We start from the raw sequence: 15,435 nt of genomic DNA on the forward strand, positions 1-15,435 counted from the left end.
ACGGTCACGACGTCGCCCGCCAGGCGGCCGCGCTGATGCAGCGTGAGCAGCTCGTGCACGCAGTGGTCGGTGAGGCCGGCTAGCACGAGGATCCGCGGGCGGAGTCGCGACTGCAGCCGCCAGGCTGACCAACGTCCCTGGACATCACAACGCACTCTCATGCCGCTGAGGGCGCAGGCCGATCACCGGCAGGACAGCGCCGATGAGCCTTGGGGCACGGTGCGGGAGCAGATCGAGAGCAACTCCGTACGTTGAACGTGCCAGAACGGTCCTCAATGGACCTGAATGGACGTCCCTGACGGCGGCGGCCACTTCTGCGGCCCACTCGGCCGGCGTGCGGCCGTCGAACTCGGTGCCGCACCCGCCCAGCACGAACCGCGACCAGGGATTCCCCCACTGCTGCGCGAGGACCTCGGCCGCGGGCTCCGTCTCGCCGGGGAACAGCAGGGACAGACCGGGTGCGAGGCGGATGTCACCGCGTCGCATTTCCTGGAAGATCTCGCCGAAGTCCTCGTCGTGGGTGACGTCGGGGTGCAGCGGCCGCTCCAGCACCACCGCGCCCGTCGGACGGCAGCGCCAGGTCGGTCATCTCCGGCGGCACAGTCGATCGTCGCGACCAACGGGAACCAGCGCTCGCCGACCTCGGCGAAACCATGATCGGCTCGCCGAAGTGGCCCACGCGCTGCCCGTCTTCGCGATGGACGCCGCACGGCCGAACGAGTGGGTCGTCATTCGGTTTCTTCCAGGGTGAGAGCGCGGGCGAGCCAGGACGTCGTGGTCCTGATCAGCTCGTCGTCCACCGGCTGCCGCAGCTGCCTGGGGTAGAACAACATCGACGCACGGCCGGGGTCGCGGCGGAGGAGGTGCGTCAACTCGGGAACCCTCCGCACCTCCGCCTCGCCCTGGACGAGTGCGTGGATCCGGCGCAGGTCGTCGGGATCGACCTGGATGTCCTTCTCGCCGGTCACGGCCAGCACCGGAACGCGGACGCGCGCGAGGTCGGTCCGGGTGTCGTGGGCCAGCATCTCGCGCGTCCACCGGGCGTTCACGCGCTTCCCGGCGACGCGGACGACGTCCGGTCCGGGCGCCTTGAGCCGGATCACCCGCCGGATGGCCAGCCGGGCCAACGGTCGCAACGGTGCGGGAAGTCCGCGGGCGACGGCCTCGGCCTGCCAGAGCATGGCGTCCTCGCCGGAACGGGCGAACCCCGCCAGCAGCACGACGGCCGCGACACCGGGGTGGGAACCGAGCGCCATGGCGTGCAACGCGCCCTCGCTGTGCCCGATGACGCCGACACGGCCGATGTCGGGCCGGGCCGTGAGCGCGTCGACTGCCGCGACGGCGTCCTCCCGGTTGTCGGCGAACCCGGTCGTCAGCCAGTCGCCGGAGGACGCCCCGACGCCGCGCCGGTCGTAACGCACGGACGCGATTCCTCGCCGGGCGAGTGATTCGGCCAGTACCGGGCCGAGGTTCTGCTTCAGCCGTCCGGCGTTGCCATCGCGATCCAACCGCCCGGATCCGTGCAGCAGCAGGACGGCCGGATGGGGTCCGTGGCCGTCCGGCACGGACAGCGTGCCCGCCAGCGATGCGCCGTCACGGGCGATGATCGTCAGGTCCAGGTTCCGCAAAGCACCAGCTCCGCACGTCTCGACACCACGAATATTATCGACTCTGATAACATTACCGCACGTGAGACGATGCGGTCATGGCGACCGCGGACCTCCTCCTTCATCCCGTGCGGATGCGCATCCTGCAGGCGTTGTTCGAGACCGACCCGCTGACCACGGCCCAGCTGAGGGAACGCCTGCCCGACATCGCGCCGGCGACCATGTACCGGCACGTCGCGGTCCTCGCGGAGAGCGGTGTTCTGGAAGTCGCGGACGAACGGCGCGTGCGCGGCACGGTCGAGCGCAGCTACCGGGTGCGCAAGGAGGCGGCCACAGTCGACCAGGACGCGCGCGCCACGATGACCAAGGAAGACCACCAGCGGTCGTACTCGACGTTCGCCGCCTCGCTCATGGGCGACTTCGACCGCTATGCCGCCCATGCCGACGCGGACCCGCACGTGGACGGCGTCGTCTACCGGCAGGCCGCGGTGTGGCTGACCGACGAGGAGCACGCCGCGATGGTCGCGGAGATCGAGCACGCGGTCATGTCCCGGACGGGCGGGGCGCGGAACGGCGGACGCCGACGACGGGTCGTCAGCCTCGTCGTGGTGCCTGACGAGCCGAAGGGTTCCTCGTGACCCGGTCGGCGAGCGCGACGAGGGGCGCTCGCCGCCGTGCAGTCGCGCACACCACATAGGCGAACATGCCTCCCGGCTCGGCTCTCACCACCTGCGACCGGGTGGTCGGCTCCTTGCCGTCCCTGCGGTTGCGGCCGCCCAACCACGCACCGGCCTCAGGTCCGGAACCCTCGTCGAACGCGACTTCGCTCGCGCTGGGACTCCAGCGGCTGACCGCGGCCACATCGCTGACGAGGCGGTAGACGCCGGCCGGATCGGCGTCGATCCACGTGCGCCGCGCGGAAGGTGCCGACGACCGGCGGCGCGAACGGCCTCAAGCCGCACGACAGCGCGGCGTGGTGATCAACCTGGACCGGGCGCGGTCCTGCGCATCTCGTTGCGCGCCAATGAAAGCGCAGGCGCGGTGGCGCTGACCGCGGCCGACGTCCTGAACCTGCTGCTGGCGCGCCTCGGACACGAAGGACCCAAGATCGCTATCATTTCTGATAATATTCCTGAAGCTGATAGCAAACCGAGGAGCAGAGATGAACGACAACGCGCAGGCCAGTCGAGGGAGTGGCCTCGCCACCTTCTTCGCAGTCACCTTCATCACCACGTGGGGGTGCTGGCTCGTCGCGATCGCGCTCGGGCAGCCGCCGACGACGTTCCCGACGGTGATCCCGTTCCTGCTCGGCGGGTTCGGACCGGTCTTCGGCGCGATCGCGGTCAGGCTGCGCCGCGGGCCGGTTCCCGTCCACACCGTCAAGTTCCGGCTGAACGCCCGGCTGCTCTGGGCGTTGCCCCTGCTGGTTCTAGCCGCCGCGACGGTGGCCGGCGGCGCGGTGCTCGCGCAGGCGCTCGGCGGTCCGGTGCTCAGCCTGGACGCGGGAACGGCGCTGATCGCAACCGCCGGTGGCGCGGCGCCGTTCTTCGTCAGCATGCTCGTCGGCGGCCCGCTCGCCGAGGAGCCGGGCTGGCGCGGCACGGCCTACCCGCGCCTGCTGGAGAGAATGGGGCGCTTCCGCGTCGGGCTGGTTCTCGGCGCGGCGTGGGCGGTCTGGCACCTGCCGCTGTTCTTCATGACGGGAACCGTGCAGGCGGGCTTCGGGCTGCTGAGCTGGAGCGGGTTGCTGTTCTCGCTCAGCGTGTTCCCCATGGCGATGCTGACCGGATACGCCTACGAACTGGGTGGGGTGCCCTCGGCCGTCGCCGTCCACTTCGGAGTCAACGCGACGGCGGCCGTGCTGAACGCCTACTCGCCGATGACGCAGACTGTGGTGCTCGCGACGCAGCTCCTCGTCGCGGTAGCGGCGATCTCGTTGCGCCGCAACGCTTCAGTCACCGTTGCGGGCGATTCCGGAGTTCGGCTGCAGCACGGGTGAGCTATCCGCGCACCTGAGCTCACGCTGCTAGCGGTGGTACCAGGCGCGAACACCCATCCGTCCTGTGCTGCCCAGATCGATGTGAATGCTCCGCTGCGGCGACACGGCGATCAACGGTTGCTGAACGGCGCCTGGAGCGGTCGCCAGTTCGACGTGCTTGGCGACCTGGGGCGGCTCCAGCGACGTGTTCGTGTTCCGCCACACGAACGCGCTGCCGGCGCTCTCCCCCGGCTGCACGGTGATCGGCTGCGGCGGGTCGTTGAAGCCGTCGAGGACCGCGATGCCGCCAGTGCCCTCGAGGATCGCGACGTCCAGGGGCTGACGCTCCTCGTCGAACAGGCCCACCTGTGGATATCCGTTGAGTTCCAAGGCTTCCGCACCGCAGTTGGCGACTTCGACGGACATCACGCGCAACCCCGATGCCGCCTCGGTGTAGTTCGAGGTGAACCGCACTCCCGCGGTACAGCCGGGGTCCTCCGACGCCTGCACGGCCGGCCCGGTCGCGACCAGGCCGGCCAGAACGGCTGTTGCAGCAAGAACTCTGCCCCCATGTCTCATGAACCCGAGGATGCCACCGCCAGGGGTGGCTCGGGCGAAACCTTCACAAGACCTCCACGGGGCCGATCCTGCTTGACCGGCGGCCCCGGCGGATGGATCGACGCCCTCGTTCTGGAGAGCCTGCACCGAACTGCGAAGCGCGGACGTAGGACATCGGCTTGTCGCACAACAGCTTCCGGCTCACCCACCCGAGACAGGCGCCGGATCACCGTTCCTGGTCGCCCGATCACGCAGGAGTGCGGCCGCCCGCACGGACCAGTCGTGGTGTTCCTGCTCGAACAACCGACCGCGCAAGCACGTCAGGTAGGGCCCGATCGGAGACCCGTGGCGCAGGTAGGTCTCCTCGTCGAGGTCCCCGCGGAAACGCCGCAGGATCTTGTCGAGGATCTCCACCTTGGCCGCTGCCGCCGCGGCTCGTTGTTCCAGTTGCGCGATCACCGGTGCCACGTCGACGTGGTCTACGGCTTGGACCTTGACCAACAGGTCGTCACGGATGAACGACGGCTTGCTCTCGGCGGCGGCGAAGCGCGTCAGTTCGGCGAGGCCCGCGTCGGTGACCACGAACAGCCGCTTGTTGGGACGGGTGTGCTGGACCACCTCCCGGCCGCTGATCAACCCGTCGCTCTCGAGCTTGGACAGCTCCAGGTAGAGCTGTTGCGGCCGGGCGTACCAGAAGTTGGCGACACCCACGTCGAATGCCTTGGTCAACTCGTAGCCGCTGTACTCGCCGGACAACAACGCCGCGAGCACGGCATGCCGCAGGCTCATCCGCGCATCTCCTCGTCGTCGACATGGGGGCGAGCTCATGATACCCATGGTTATGATTAGTCATCATTCTGACTAGGAGGACGCCATGCCCGTCACTGAACAGGTCCGCACCGCGGTATGCGTCAGCCTGGACGTCGACGCCCTGGCCAACCGATGAAGCCGCAGGAGAACGGTGTCCCGGAACCCGTTCCGAGCGGCAAGTACCTGCGCTACGTCGCCTTGGGCGACAGCCAGACGGAAGGCGTCGGTGACGGTGACGACGTCGTGGGCCTTCGGGGATGGGCTGACCGGCTCGCCGAACACCTCGCCGTCGACAACCCCGATCTCCAGTACGCCAACCTCGCCGTCCGCGGCCGCCGCGCGGGCGAAGTCCGATCCGAGCAACTGGGGCCGGCTCTCGCCCTGCGTCCCGACGTGGCCACCGTCGTCGCAGGGGTCAACGACCTGCTCCGGCTTCGAGTCGAGCCCGCCGCGGTGGTCGGTCACCTGGAAGCGATGTTCGCCGCGCTCACCGACTCCGGAGCCCGCGTGGCGACCGTGACCTTTCCGGACCTCACCAGGATCATCCCCCTCGCCCGACCGGTTCGCTCCCGCATCCTCGACATCAACGACCGGATCCGTGCCGCGGCCTCCCGGCACGGAGTCGCTGTCGCGGAGATCGCCCGGCACCCCTCCGTCGCCGACCGCCGTTTCTGGAGCGAGGATCGGTTGCACTGCAGCCCCTTGGGCCATCAACTGATCGCCGCCGCGGTCGCGCACGCCCTGCAGGTGCCGGGCAGCGACGATTCCTGGAACGAGTCCCCACCACCGTTGCCCGTCCCGTTGTCAACGCACTGGCGCGCGACCACTGAACTGCGCTGGGCAACCACCTTTCTCGGCCCTTGGCTCGGCAGGCGCCTGCGCGGTCAGTCCTCCGGGGACCAGCGCACGGCCAAACACCCTCAACTCCACCGCATCGAGGGACCGCGGAGCTGACTGCTCGGCCGGGCGCAGTCAGCGCTCGCGCGAGTGGGCTGAAGAGCGTGGCTCCAAGCGGACCGAAGTCGCTCGGAGCCACGCCGGCCATCGAGGCCTGGTTCAGGAGGCCCAGCCCCCGCAGACCCACCCGGCGGTGCCGATCTGGTTGCAGACCCGGACCCTGTCGTCGGAGCGGTTGGCGACCATGGTCGTCCAGAAGTTCCCCACCTGGCCCGCCCCGATGGTCACGGTCCGGAAGTCCAGCGCGACCCAGGTGCTGCCGACGAGGCGCTGGGTCTCGACCGCGAGCTCACGTGCGAAGCAGCACGGGTTGACGTCGATGATCATCCGCGCCCAGCGCGCGTTGCAGGCGCTGCTGGTGCGCACCACCATGCTGTAGCGCTGGCTGGACGGCTCGAGGTAGTACGTGCCGCCCAGGTCGGTGGCCGCGCACCCCTGTGCCTGCGGGTCGAGGCCCGTGCACCCCGCGCCGTTGCACGCGGCCTGGGCCGACACCTGGCCGCCGATGACGATCCCCGCCACCGACATGACGATCACGAGCAGCACTCTCGTGATCGCGGTCCTCACACTCGTTCCACTGCGCAAAACTGTCCCCTTTGGACTGTGGGATCTTGTTCCCGTTCACTGATTTCCGGCATGGTCGAGCACGAATCGCCGAGCACACCGTCCTTCAGGAGGGCATGCGGCGACGCCCGTGGCCGAGGTCGGACGGACCCGGCACGGGGGATCTGGGGGGAAGGCGTCCGGTGTCGGAACGCCTCAGGGGGCTACTTGGTCGGCCCGGGGGTCTCGAGCAGCGCGATTCCCAGCGGTGTCAACGTGTGCAGCATCGCGGGGCCGTCGCGGTGGGTCGTGATCAGCCCCGCGGCGCGCAGCACGGCGGTGTGGCGGCTGGCCGAGGCGGGCGACGCGGAGAGCCGCTTGGCCAGTTGGGTGGTCGTCGCGCCGGCGCGCTCCCCCACCGCCACCAGCACGGCCGCCCGCGTGGGCCCCATCAGCGCTTCGAGGCCACCGGGGCGGTTCGCGGCAAGGCTTTCCCAGCGCAGCGCGTTGTCGATCGGGTAGATCAATGCGGGCGGCATGGCCGGGTCGGCCAAGGAGAGCGGCAGCCGCTTGCAGAAGAACGACGGCACCAGGAGCAGTCCCCGCCCGTCGAGGTGCAGGTCGCGGTCGACCCCGTACTCGATCTCCAGCACCGGCGACTCCCAGCGGGCCGACGGCAGCGTCGCGAGCAGGCCCTCGACGCCCTGCTCGGCCAGCACGCGGGAACGGCGAGCGCGGTCGGCGGCCACGGCGGACCGGACCGCGCCGTCGTGCGGGGAGATCACCGCGGAGTGGAACGCCCGCAGCACGGCGGCCACACCGCGCAGCACGGCGGGCTTGCCCTCGGCCAGCGCCTGGAACCGGGACGGCACCGGCGAGTTCTCCGCCAGGCGGGACAGTTCCGCGCGCAGCCTGCCGCGCGGGGTCGACAGCATCGCCTCCAGCCCCTCCTCCAGGCCGCGCGAGGCCTCGGGCGGCGTCAGGAAGTCCGGGAAGTACGGGCCGCGCGGTGCCAGCACCGCCAGCAACGCCGCGCCCGCGCGCACCTCGGCCGTCCCGTTCCCGAGCAACGAGCGCTTCCACTGGCCGAACGCGGGGTCCTCGTCGTGGTAGTTGAGCCGGAAGCCGCTGTGCATCACCTCCCACAGCGGGTCGCCGTCGCCGGCCAGACGCGTCCTGCCCATGTCCCGCATCGTGAAGTGGATGCGCAACGACGGCATGTGCCCCCCAGCAGGATGTTTCCACGTCAGTGCAAACATCCTTCACGGCGGGCGCACCCCCTGTCCATGCTGGGCCACCGCGTTCGGCATGGGAGCACCGGAGGTGTTGCGGATGGAGATCGTGCTGCTGGGCACGGTGGGGGCCAGATCCGGCGGAGCCGAGGTGGACGTCGGGGTGCGCAGGCACCGGTTCGTGCTGGCGCTGCTGGCGTTGGAGGCGAACTCCGCGGTGGCGACCGACCGCATCGTGGACGTGGTGTGGCGGGAAGGCCCGCCGCGGTCGGCGAGGCGCATGGTGCACGGGATCGTCAGCGGTCTGCGCTCGGCTCTGAGCAGGCACGCCGCGGACGAGGAGGTGCGGCTGGTCAGCGAGGGCGACGGTTACGCGCTGCACTGCGACCCGCTGCGGGTGGACGCGCACCGGTTCCGCGCCCTGCTGCGGCAGGCGCGCACCGCCGACGACGACGCACGGCGAGTGGCCGTGCTGGACGAGGCATTGGCTCTGTGGCGCGGTCCCGCGCTCGCGGGCATCGCGGCCAACGGGGTGCGGGACGTGCTCTCCAGCGGTCTGGAGGAGGCCCGGCTGGGCGCCGTGGAGCACCGTCTGGAGGCGCGCAGGCGACTGGGCCTGTCCACCGCCGTGGACGAGCTGCTGGACCTGCACCGCGCCCACCCGCACCGGCCCCGCCTGGTGGAGCACCTGATGCTGGCGCTGCACCGGGCCGGCCGGACGCCCGAGGCGTTGGAGGTCTACCGGCGGGCGCGGGCGTCGCTGGCCCGCGAGCACGGGCTGGACGTCTCCGGCGACGTCGAGCGGCTGCACCTGGCGATCCTGCGGGGCGAGACCGAGCAACCACCGCACACCGCCGTCGCGGTGGTGCCCGCACAGCTGCCCGCCGACCTCGCCGGGCTGGTGGGCCGCGACGCGGAGGTGGCGACATTGGTGCGCACCGCGTCCGCTGCGCGCGGCGAACTGGTGGTGTGCGCGGTCGACGGCATGGCCGGGGTGGGCAAGACGGCGCTGTCGGTGCGGGCCGCGCACCACCTGGGCCCGCGCTTCCCCGACGGGCAGCTGTTCCTGGACCTGCACGGCTTCACCTCCGGCAGGGCACCGGTGGCACCGCTGGACGCCCTGCGGCACCTGCTGGGCTCGTTCGGCGTGGACGACTTGCCCGGCGACCTCGACAGCGCCGCGGGGAGGTGGCGAAGCCTGGTGGCCGGACGACGGGTGCTCCTGGTGCTGGACAACGCCTCCAGCGACGAGCAGGTGGTACCGCTGCTGCCGGGCGGCCCCGGTTGCGCGGTGGTGCTCACCAGCAGGCAGCGATTGACCGCGGGCGGGCGCGCCGTGCCGCTGTCGCTGGAACCGCTGACCCCCGCGGCGTCCGGCGAGGTGTTCCGCGCCGCCGCGGCGTTGCCCGCCACCACCGGCGTCGGAGAGGTCACGACGGTGTGCGGCGGCCTCCCGCTCGCCTTGCGCACCGCGGCGAACCGGCTGCGCAACCGTCCCCTGTGGACTGTGAAGGACCTGGCGGCCCTGCTGTCCGACCCCACGCACGTGGTGGCGGAACTGCGGCTGCTGCACGCTTTCGACTCCTCCCGCGCTGCTCTGGACTTCCACTCACGGCGTGCGCACTCGTTGCTGGCCCGGCACGCGCCGGCCCGGTTCGGCGTGGCCACCGCCGCCGCCCTGCTCGACGTGCCGCCGCGACGGGCGCACCGGCTGCTGGAGGACCTGGTGGACCTGCACCTGCTGGTCGCCGACGGCGCGGACGGCTACTCCTTCCACGACCTGGTGCGCCTGCACGCGGCCTCCTGACGGCGGAGGGGGCGGATCCGGCCCGCCCCCTCCAGGTCAGCACCAGGTGTTCAGGATCTGCGCGAGGGTCTGGTACTCCGCATCGGTCACGTTGAGGTGGTAGATGCTCTTGGTGTAGGTCCAGGCCCGCGCGTACTCGCACAGGTAAGCCGTCCTGGGCAGCCACACGTCCGGTGGCCGCTCCCCCTTGGAGGAGTTGCTGGTGGCGGAGACCGCCAGCAGTTGCGAGTGCTCGATGTCGTTGGCGAACACCGTCCTGCGCTCGTCCGTCCAGGTGTTGGCCCCGGCCCGCCACGCGTTCGCCAGCGGCACGACGTGGTCGATGGTGACCCCCGTCGGGTCGGTCAGCACCAGGCCGTCGTAGACGCTGGTCCACGACCCGGACGTGACCGGGCACGACCCCGCCGGGGTCACGGTGGTGGCGTCGCGGCGCAGTGACACCTGTCGCGCGTCACAGGTGTCCGCCACCATGCGCCAGTGCGGGAACCGCGCGCGGGAGTACCCGGTCGAACTGCCCGCCGGGTAGGTCCTCAGGTCGTCCAGCACCGCGAGGGCGACCTCCTTGCTCGCCGGCACGGGCATCTTCGCACCGACGGTGTTCACGAGCTGGGTGTGCTCGAAGGCGTCGGCGTAGTTGCGGGCGCCGGAGATCTTCGGGTGGAACGACTGCGCCGACACCGTCGCGTTCGGGTCCTCGCCCAGCGTCTTGTCCACCACCACCTGGTGGATGGTCTGGTGGTCGGGGTTGTGCGTGCAGGCGTTCTCCAGCTCGAACTCGTCGCGAGGATCGGAGAACAGGATGCGCCGGTCCCCGTGCACCATGAGCGTCACGAGTTCGTGCAGCGCGTCGTTGAGCAGGTCGGCCATGTTGTTCATGAAGGTCATGTCGAACGAGCTCAGCCCCGGGAACACGGCGCAGCCCACGTCGCGTGGCCCACCCGGCGGGAACAGCCTCGGGTAACCCATCACGACGATCCGCGCGTTCGGGGCGGCGACCCTGATCTCCCTCAGCAGGGTGTCCACCGACGGTTTGACGCGCTCCTTGATCACCTGCTGGACCGCGGCCCCCAGGGTGATCGCGACCGGTGCGCTGCCGCCGACCCAGTCCTCGCCGGCCATCTGCATGTGCTGGCAGTCGTCCAACGGGTGCGGTGACTCGATGCTGCACTTGCGCAGCACGTCGGTGAAGTGAGCGTCGTTGCCGCCGATGCCCACCGCCACCGTGGTGGTGTCGGCGTCGACGAACCCACGGTCCAGTTGGGACAGTTCGCGGTAGCTGCCGGTGCCGGCGCGGCCCCAGGCGTTGGCCGTCGCGGACGGCAGCACGTTGTCGGTGCGCGCACCTGAGCAGGCCGTGGAGTGGTAGTCCAGGGACTGGTCCCACGAGTCGGCCTGCTGGCCGATCGACTGAGTCCGTCCCGGCAGCTTCACCTGCCGCGACCAGGAGTGCACCGAGCGGTGGCAGGCGTTGCGGTAGGCAGGACCGGTGTAGCCCGCGTCGTCGGTCTCCTGGTAGTAGTCGGTGAGAGCGTTGGTGGAGGCGCCCTCGCCGGAGGTGTAGGAGTCCCCCATCACCACCATCTGCTCGGCGGGCTTCGCGCTCAGCGGCTGGAAGGCGATGGCGTCGAACGCGAGTGCCTGGCTGCCGTCTCCGTCACGGGTGATGGAGCTGAGCGCCACCGACGGCGTGCCGCCGAACTGGAAGGCGCCCAGCGACACCCACTTGTTGGAGCGGGTCTTCTGCAGGATCACCCTCGTGCGGGCCTGGCCGTTGCCGAGGTTGATCGTGTACTTGGCCTGCTGGCTGTGCGCCTGGTGGTCGGGCACGTGCACCATGACCCGTGCCCACTGGTTCAGGGTCCGGCCCAGCGTCCAGGTCCCGCTGACGAACTGGTTGCGGCTGATCGAGCTCGAGGTGCGCGTCCTGGTGAACCAGAAGTGCCCGCCGAAGCCGGCGCCGAGCTGGTGGAAGTCCACTTTGGAGTGGTAGAGGCCGTCGGTGTGCGCGGGGAAGTTCAGCGCGAAGCTCCCCGAGTTGGTCCACGGCCGCTGGCAGCCCGCACGCAGCAGGGGCGCTGTCGGCGCGTCGTCCACGATGAGCGCGTTCGCGGGCAGCCCGGCCGTGGTGCAGTTGGGCGAGCGGCGCGGGCGCGACTCGTCGGTGTACGCGCCGGGAACGTCGGCGTCGGGTGGCTCCGGTGTGCCCGGCGCGGCGATCACGTCGGCCGCGTTGCCGCACGGCGTGCTGGACCCGGTGCAGTTCTTCCACTGCGCGGCGCTGTGCCACCAGCAGTGGAAGTCCGCGCTGGTGCAGGGCTCGGCGCTGGTCTGGAGGTTGTTGGGGTTGCAGCGGTTGCCGGTGGTGGCCGACAGCACGCAGAACGTGCTCAGCGGCGGCTTGGCGCCGGTGCGCAGCTCCGCGGTCGTCCACCACGCCTGCTTGTACCCGGCCTCGTAGCCGTCACCGCCGGTGTACTTGACGATGGGGAACGCCGCCCAGCCGATGACCTTCTCCGGGTAGGGCCACCACTGCGGGTTCTTGGCGTCCTCGTAGCTGTCGTGGTCCAGGAACGGCGCGCGGTCCGGCGGGTAGTCCGTCCTGGCGGGGTTGTTGGACCAGCCCAGTCCCCAGTTCCCCGCGGCGTCGGTGCACGAGGGGCCGGGCGTGCAGCCGGTGGTGTTGCCGGTGCTCGCCTGGGGGTTGATGCCGCTGTTGTAGGCCCACAGCGCGGCGAACCAGTTCTCGATCTTGGAGGGGTCACCGCCGTTGAGGTTGATGCCCATGGACCTCGTCTGGTTCCACTTGTCCTGCAGGATGCGCACACCGGCGGCGATGTTGGTGGCGTAGTCGACCGCGACCGCCAGCTGCTGGTCCGCGGGCAGGGTGGTGCCGGCACCGGGCGTGCCCGCCTTGCGCATGCCGTCGGTGACCTGCGCGACGCCGTACCCGCAGTCCGCGGTCGCCCAGTTGATGGTCCAGCCGTCCTCCGCGCCGTAGTAGCTGCCGATCAGCGGGTTGCCGGTGACGCCCTCGGTCACCAGGGACGACGCCTGCCAGAGGTTCGACTCCTGGGCCAGCACGCCGAGCATGATCTGCGCGGGCACCCGGCCACCGCCGACGAGGTCGTAGGGCTTGAACATCACCTGCGGCGACCACGACGAGGTCATGCCCGAGTTCTTCCAGTTGGCGGGCCGGGTCGTGGTGAGCCTGTTCTGGACGGCGAGCTCCGCCGCCCACTCGACCTGGCTCCAGTGCGGTTGGTACACCTGCAGGTTCACGTCGTTGCGCTGGATCGAGCAGCGCCGGTCGTGGTCCACGGGATCGGTGGACGGGTCCGCGGCGGCCTGCCCCTTCGTGGTCACCGCGGGTGAGTCGGCCAGCCCTCTGGCCACGTCGGCGCTCTGCCGGGAGGCGGGGTGGACGCGGAACTCGACGTCCTCGCCCGTGGCGGGAACGCGCGCGGCCAGCCGCATGCCCTCCTCGGGGTTCGCGCGGTCGCCGGGCCGGGGAACGCGGTGGCCGAACGCGATCCCGCCCAGCGTGGACACCTCGGCGCCGGCCTCCACGTCGATCCTGCGCACGGAAGCGGGCAGCGCGCCGACCTCCCTAGGCTTGCCGGTGACGAACACCTTGCCCCCGACGCCGCCGGTGACGCGCAGCGCGGCCCAGTCCCCGCGGGCGAGTTCCGCGACCCTGCCGCCGGCGACCCGGCGCACCCGGCCGTCGTCACCGTCGCGGTCCATGAACACCACGCCGCCCTCGGCGTCGGCGCGCAACCGGAAGGGCACGCCGCCTGTGGGTGCCAGGTCGCGGGTTCCCCCGCCCGCGTCGATGGCCACGACGCGCGAACCCCACGCGGCAGCGATCCCGTCCCCGAGGGGAATCGCGGAGGTCACCTCGCCCTTGAACTCCTGGGCGCGCACGACAGCGCCGGTGGTCGTGTCGACGGTGTTCAGCCTGGTGGCACCGAAGTCCACGACGCCGGACTGGGCGAGCACCGCGGTCTCCCCGGTGCCGCAGCCGGGGTTGTAGTAGGCCAGCGAGACGGTGGTGCCGAGCTTGGTGACGTGCCCGTTGGTCAGGTCCACCACGGCGGCGAAGGCGCCCCGGTCGAACAGGTGGGCGCGGTTGGTGAAGTGCCGGGGCGCGTAGACGACCACGGCACGCTTGCCGGAGCCGGTGACGCAGGCGTTGCCGATCCACTGGTCGGTCTCGATCCACGACTCACCGAGGGTGGCCGCCGTGCGCCAGGTGTAACCGGTGGCGGCTTCGGCGACGAGCAGGTGCAGGCCGGTGGAGTCACCGCTCGTGGTCCAGGCGAGGTCCTGGGAGGTGCTCCAGCCCGGCGACAGCACGGCGTCACGCCTCTTCGGGTCCACAGTGGACTGATCCGTGGCGAGCTCGGGCGCGGGTGGTGGTTGCGGTGGTGCGGCGGCCGACGCCTGGAATGCGCTCAGCAGGGAGCCGACCATCGCGACGCACAGCGCGAATGCCGTGGTGCGCTTGTTCAGCACGCGTGTCTCCATCCTCAGGGTCGCGAGTCCTTCGGAGGGAATGCTGGGACAGCGTGCTTCAGGTCCGGTTCACGGAATGTTCAGGTGGGAGAAGCGATCGAGGGTCTCCCGGAGTTCGTCGACGCGTTCGGCTCCGGCGTCTCAGGCGAAGATGAGCCGACTGGGCGGGTCCACGACGGTCGAGGAGCCGATGGCGAAGTACGTGCTGTGCGAACAACTGTTGGTCGGCGAGCTCGGTCCGCCTCAGCTCGAGCGTGCGTGGGTGCGCACTGGTCCCGGCACCGACAGAATGCCGTTCAACAGCGCTTCACCGAGCCGAATTTCGTCACAGGTCGACACCCCCGCGACACTGACTCGCGGAGGAGTCCCGGACATCTCCCCTACAGCTCTCGCGAAGGGGCCTGTCCACGGGACCGGTCCCCAACACACAGGAGCGTCAGAGCTGGTATTCGAGCACGCCGGCGTTCAGAACCCGGGTCAATTCGCCACGTTCGACCAGGACGTCGAGGTGAGCGGCCGTCTCACCGATCGCCAGCACCTGGTTGAACATGTCCAGGTCGTCGAACCGGCGCTGGCGGCGCGTCCAGCCGATCTTGCGGGCCGTCTCGAACGCGCTGCCCGCGACCGCCTTGCCGATCTCCTCCAGGCGCTGCTCGTGGAACTGCAGCAGCTCGTCGACACGGGCGTGCGAGCTGTCCGTCACCTCTCCGTGCGCGGGCAGCAGCTTGAGGTCCGGCAGCTCACGCGTGAGCCGCAGCGACGTCATGTAGTCGCCCAGCGGCAGTTCGGGCCGCAGTGGCTCGAAGCCGATCGACGGCGTGATGTGCGGGAGCACGTGGTCGCCGGAGAACAGCACCTTCGCGGTGTGGTCGACGAACACGACGTGGCCGCGGGTGTGACCCGGCGTCGGGATGACCTCCAGGTCGCGGTGCTCGAGGCCGACGGTGCTGCGGACGAGCCACTCGTCCGGCTCCTCGTAGTCGCGCAGGGCGTCGCCGCGGTCGACGTGGTGCATGATCTTGATCCACGTCTCGGCCAGCTCGCCGGCGCCCCACTTGCGCAGGTCGGCGACGTGCTGGTCGTCCTGCCCGTGCAGCATGTGGCGCAGCGAGGGCTGCTCGCCCAGGCCCAGCCCGATCCTGCTGCCGAACGTCCTGCGCAGCGACACCGCCATCGTGAAGTGGTCGCGGTGGACGTGCGTGATGAGGAACCGCTTGATGTCCTCGAAGCCCTTGTCCAGCGTGCCCAGCGCCGCCTCGAGCTGGTCGCGCGCCTCGTCCAGCGCCCAGCCCGAGTCGATCAGGACGAGGCCGTCGCCGTCCTCGATCGCGTAGACGTTGACCGCGCGCAGCCCGTCGTTCGGCAGCGGCAGCGGAATCCGGTGCACCCCTGGTGCGACCTCGAACGCGCCCGGCTCACTCCACACGC

At 70.6% G+C, this 15,435-nt stretch carries 13 protein-coding genes; 4 read left to right on the plus strand and 9 right to left on the minus strand.

Annotated elements, in window-relative coordinates:
• Window positions 1–144: 144 nt before the first annotated feature.
• Both IE307_RS05425 and IE307_RS05430 read right to left on the minus strand, forming a co-directional pair.
• Complete coding sequence (locus IE307_RS05425; protein ID WP_191296285.1) at window positions 145–552, minus strand: hypothetical protein; 408 nt, start codon at window positions 550–552, stop codon at window positions 145–147.
• Between the two features lie 176 nt (window positions 553–728).
• Window positions 729–1,628: an alpha/beta hydrolase gene (locus tag IE307_RS05430; RefSeq protein ID WP_191296286.1), complete on the minus strand. Its 900-nt coding sequence runs from the start codon at window positions 1,626–1,628 to the stop codon at window positions 729–731.
• Window positions 1,629–1,705: 77 nt separating this feature from the next.
• On the opposite strand from IE307_RS05430, the gene IE307_RS05435 reads away from it, so the two are divergent.
• Window positions 1,706–2,245, plus strand: coding sequence for a helix-turn-helix domain-containing protein (locus IE307_RS05435; RefSeq protein WP_191296287.1), 540 nt, complete (start codon window positions 1,706–1,708; stop codon window positions 2,243–2,245).
• On the opposite strand, the gene IE307_RS47590 is transcribed toward IE307_RS05435, so the two are convergent.
• Window positions 2,202–2,510: an SRPBCC family protein gene (locus tag IE307_RS47590; protein WP_191296528.1), complete on the minus strand. Its 309-nt coding sequence runs from the start codon at window positions 2,508–2,510 to the stop codon at window positions 2,202–2,204. The two genes, IE307_RS05435 and IE307_RS47590, sit on opposite strands and share 44 nt — an antisense overlap.
• 259 nt (window positions 2,511–2,769) lie before the next feature.
• Here IE307_RS47590 and IE307_RS05445 point away from each other — a divergent pair, with 259 nt between their 5' ends.
• Window positions 2,770–3,606, plus strand: a complete 837-nt coding sequence (locus IE307_RS05445; RefSeq protein ID WP_191296288.1) for a type II CAAX endopeptidase family protein — start codon at window positions 2,770–2,772, stop codon at window positions 3,604–3,606.
• A 27-nt stretch (window positions 3,607–3,633) separates the two neighbouring features.
• Here IE307_RS05445 and IE307_RS05450 read toward each other — a convergent pair whose 3' ends face one another.
• Entirely contained in the window at window positions 3,634–4,164 is a 531-nt protein-coding gene (locus IE307_RS05450; RefSeq protein WP_191296289.1) for a DUF4232 domain-containing protein, read from the minus strand.
• Window positions 4,165–4,344: 180 nt separating this feature from the next.
• Complete coding sequence (locus tag IE307_RS05455) at window positions 4,345–4,932, minus strand: PadR family transcriptional regulator (RefSeq protein ID WP_191296290.1); 588 nt, start codon at window positions 4,930–4,932, stop codon at window positions 4,345–4,347.
• Between the two features lie 153 nt (window positions 4,933–5,085).
• Between IE307_RS05455 and IE307_RS05460 the strand changes: the two genes are divergently transcribed.
• On the plus strand, window positions 5,086–5,907 hold the full coding sequence (locus tag IE307_RS05460; RefSeq protein ID WP_191296291.1) for an SGNH/GDSL hydrolase family protein: 822 nt from the start codon (window positions 5,086–5,088) through the stop codon (window positions 5,905–5,907).
• A 102-nt stretch (window positions 5,908–6,009) separates the two neighbouring features.
• Here the strand turns inward: IE307_RS05460 and IE307_RS05465 are convergent, their stop codons facing one another.
• Window positions 6,010–6,477: a hypothetical protein gene (locus IE307_RS05465; RefSeq protein WP_191296292.1), complete on the minus strand. Its 468-nt coding sequence runs from the start codon at window positions 6,475–6,477 to the stop codon at window positions 6,010–6,012.
• Window positions 6,478–6,677: 200 nt separating this feature from the next.
• Window positions 6,678–7,637 carry an ArsR/SmtB family transcription factor gene (locus tag IE307_RS05470; protein WP_229904406.1) on the minus strand — a complete coding sequence of 320 codons (960 nt, stop codon included), beginning with the start codon at window positions 7,635–7,637 and terminating at the stop codon, window positions 6,678–6,680.
• A gap of 124 nt (window positions 7,638–7,761) precedes the next feature.
• Between IE307_RS05470 and IE307_RS05475 the strand changes: the two genes are divergently transcribed.
• Window positions 7,762–9,492 carry an AfsR/SARP family transcriptional regulator gene (locus IE307_RS05475; protein ID WP_191296294.1) on the plus strand — a complete coding sequence of 577 codons (1,731 nt, stop codon included), beginning with the start codon at window positions 7,762–7,764 and terminating at the stop codon, window positions 9,490–9,492.
• Window positions 9,493–9,528: 36 nt separating this feature from the next.
• Here the strand turns inward: IE307_RS05475 and IE307_RS05480 are convergent, their stop codons facing one another.
• Together IE307_RS05480 and IE307_RS05485 are read right to left on the minus strand one after the other, a co-directional pair.
• Window positions 9,529–14,007 (minus strand): golvesin C-terminal-like domain-containing protein, encoded by a 4,479-nt coding sequence (locus IE307_RS05480; RefSeq protein WP_191296295.1) that lies wholly within the window; start codon window positions 14,005–14,007, stop codon window positions 9,529–9,531.
• Window positions 14,008–14,443: 436 nt separating this feature from the next.
• Window positions 14,444–15,433: an MBL fold metallo-hydrolase gene (locus IE307_RS05485; protein WP_229904407.1), complete on the minus strand. Its 990-nt coding sequence runs from the start codon at window positions 15,431–15,433 to the stop codon at window positions 14,444–14,446.
• Window positions 15,434–15,435: the final 2 nt, after the last annotated feature.

The organism is Lentzea cavernae (assembly GCF_014653695.1).
Classification (GTDB): Bacteria; Actinomycetota; Actinomycetes; order Mycobacteriales; family Pseudonocardiaceae; genus Lentzea; species Lentzea cavernae.

Bases quoted from the DNA above. Each gene is read 5' to 3' on its own strand.
- IE307_RS05435 (WP_191296287.1), top strand. From the start codon at position 1,706: ATGGCGACCGCGGACCTCCTCCTTCATCCCGTGCGGATGCGCATCCTG.
- IE307_RS05445 (WP_191296288.1), top strand. From the start codon at position 2,770: ATGAACGACAACGCGCAGGCCAGTCGAGGGAGTGGCCTCGCCACCTTC.
- IE307_RS05450 (WP_191296289.1), bottom strand. From the start codon at position 4,164: ATGAGACATGGGGGCAGAGTTCTTGCTGCAACAGCCGTTCTGGCCGGC.
- IE307_RS05455 (WP_191296290.1), bottom strand. From the start codon at position 4,932: ATGAGCCTGCGGCATGCCGTGCTCGCGGCGTTGTTGTCCGGCGAGTAC.
- IE307_RS05460 (WP_191296291.1), top strand. From the start codon at position 5,086: ATGAAGCCGCAGGAGAACGGTGTCCCGGAACCCGTTCCGAGCGGCAAG.
- IE307_RS05470 (WP_229904406.1), bottom strand. From the start codon at position 7,637: ATGGGCAGGACGCGTCTGGCCGGCGACGGCGACCCGCTGTGGGAGGTG.
- IE307_RS05475 (WP_191296294.1), top strand. From the start codon at position 7,762: ATGGGAGCACCGGAGGTGTTGCGGATGGAGATCGTGCTGCTGGGCACG.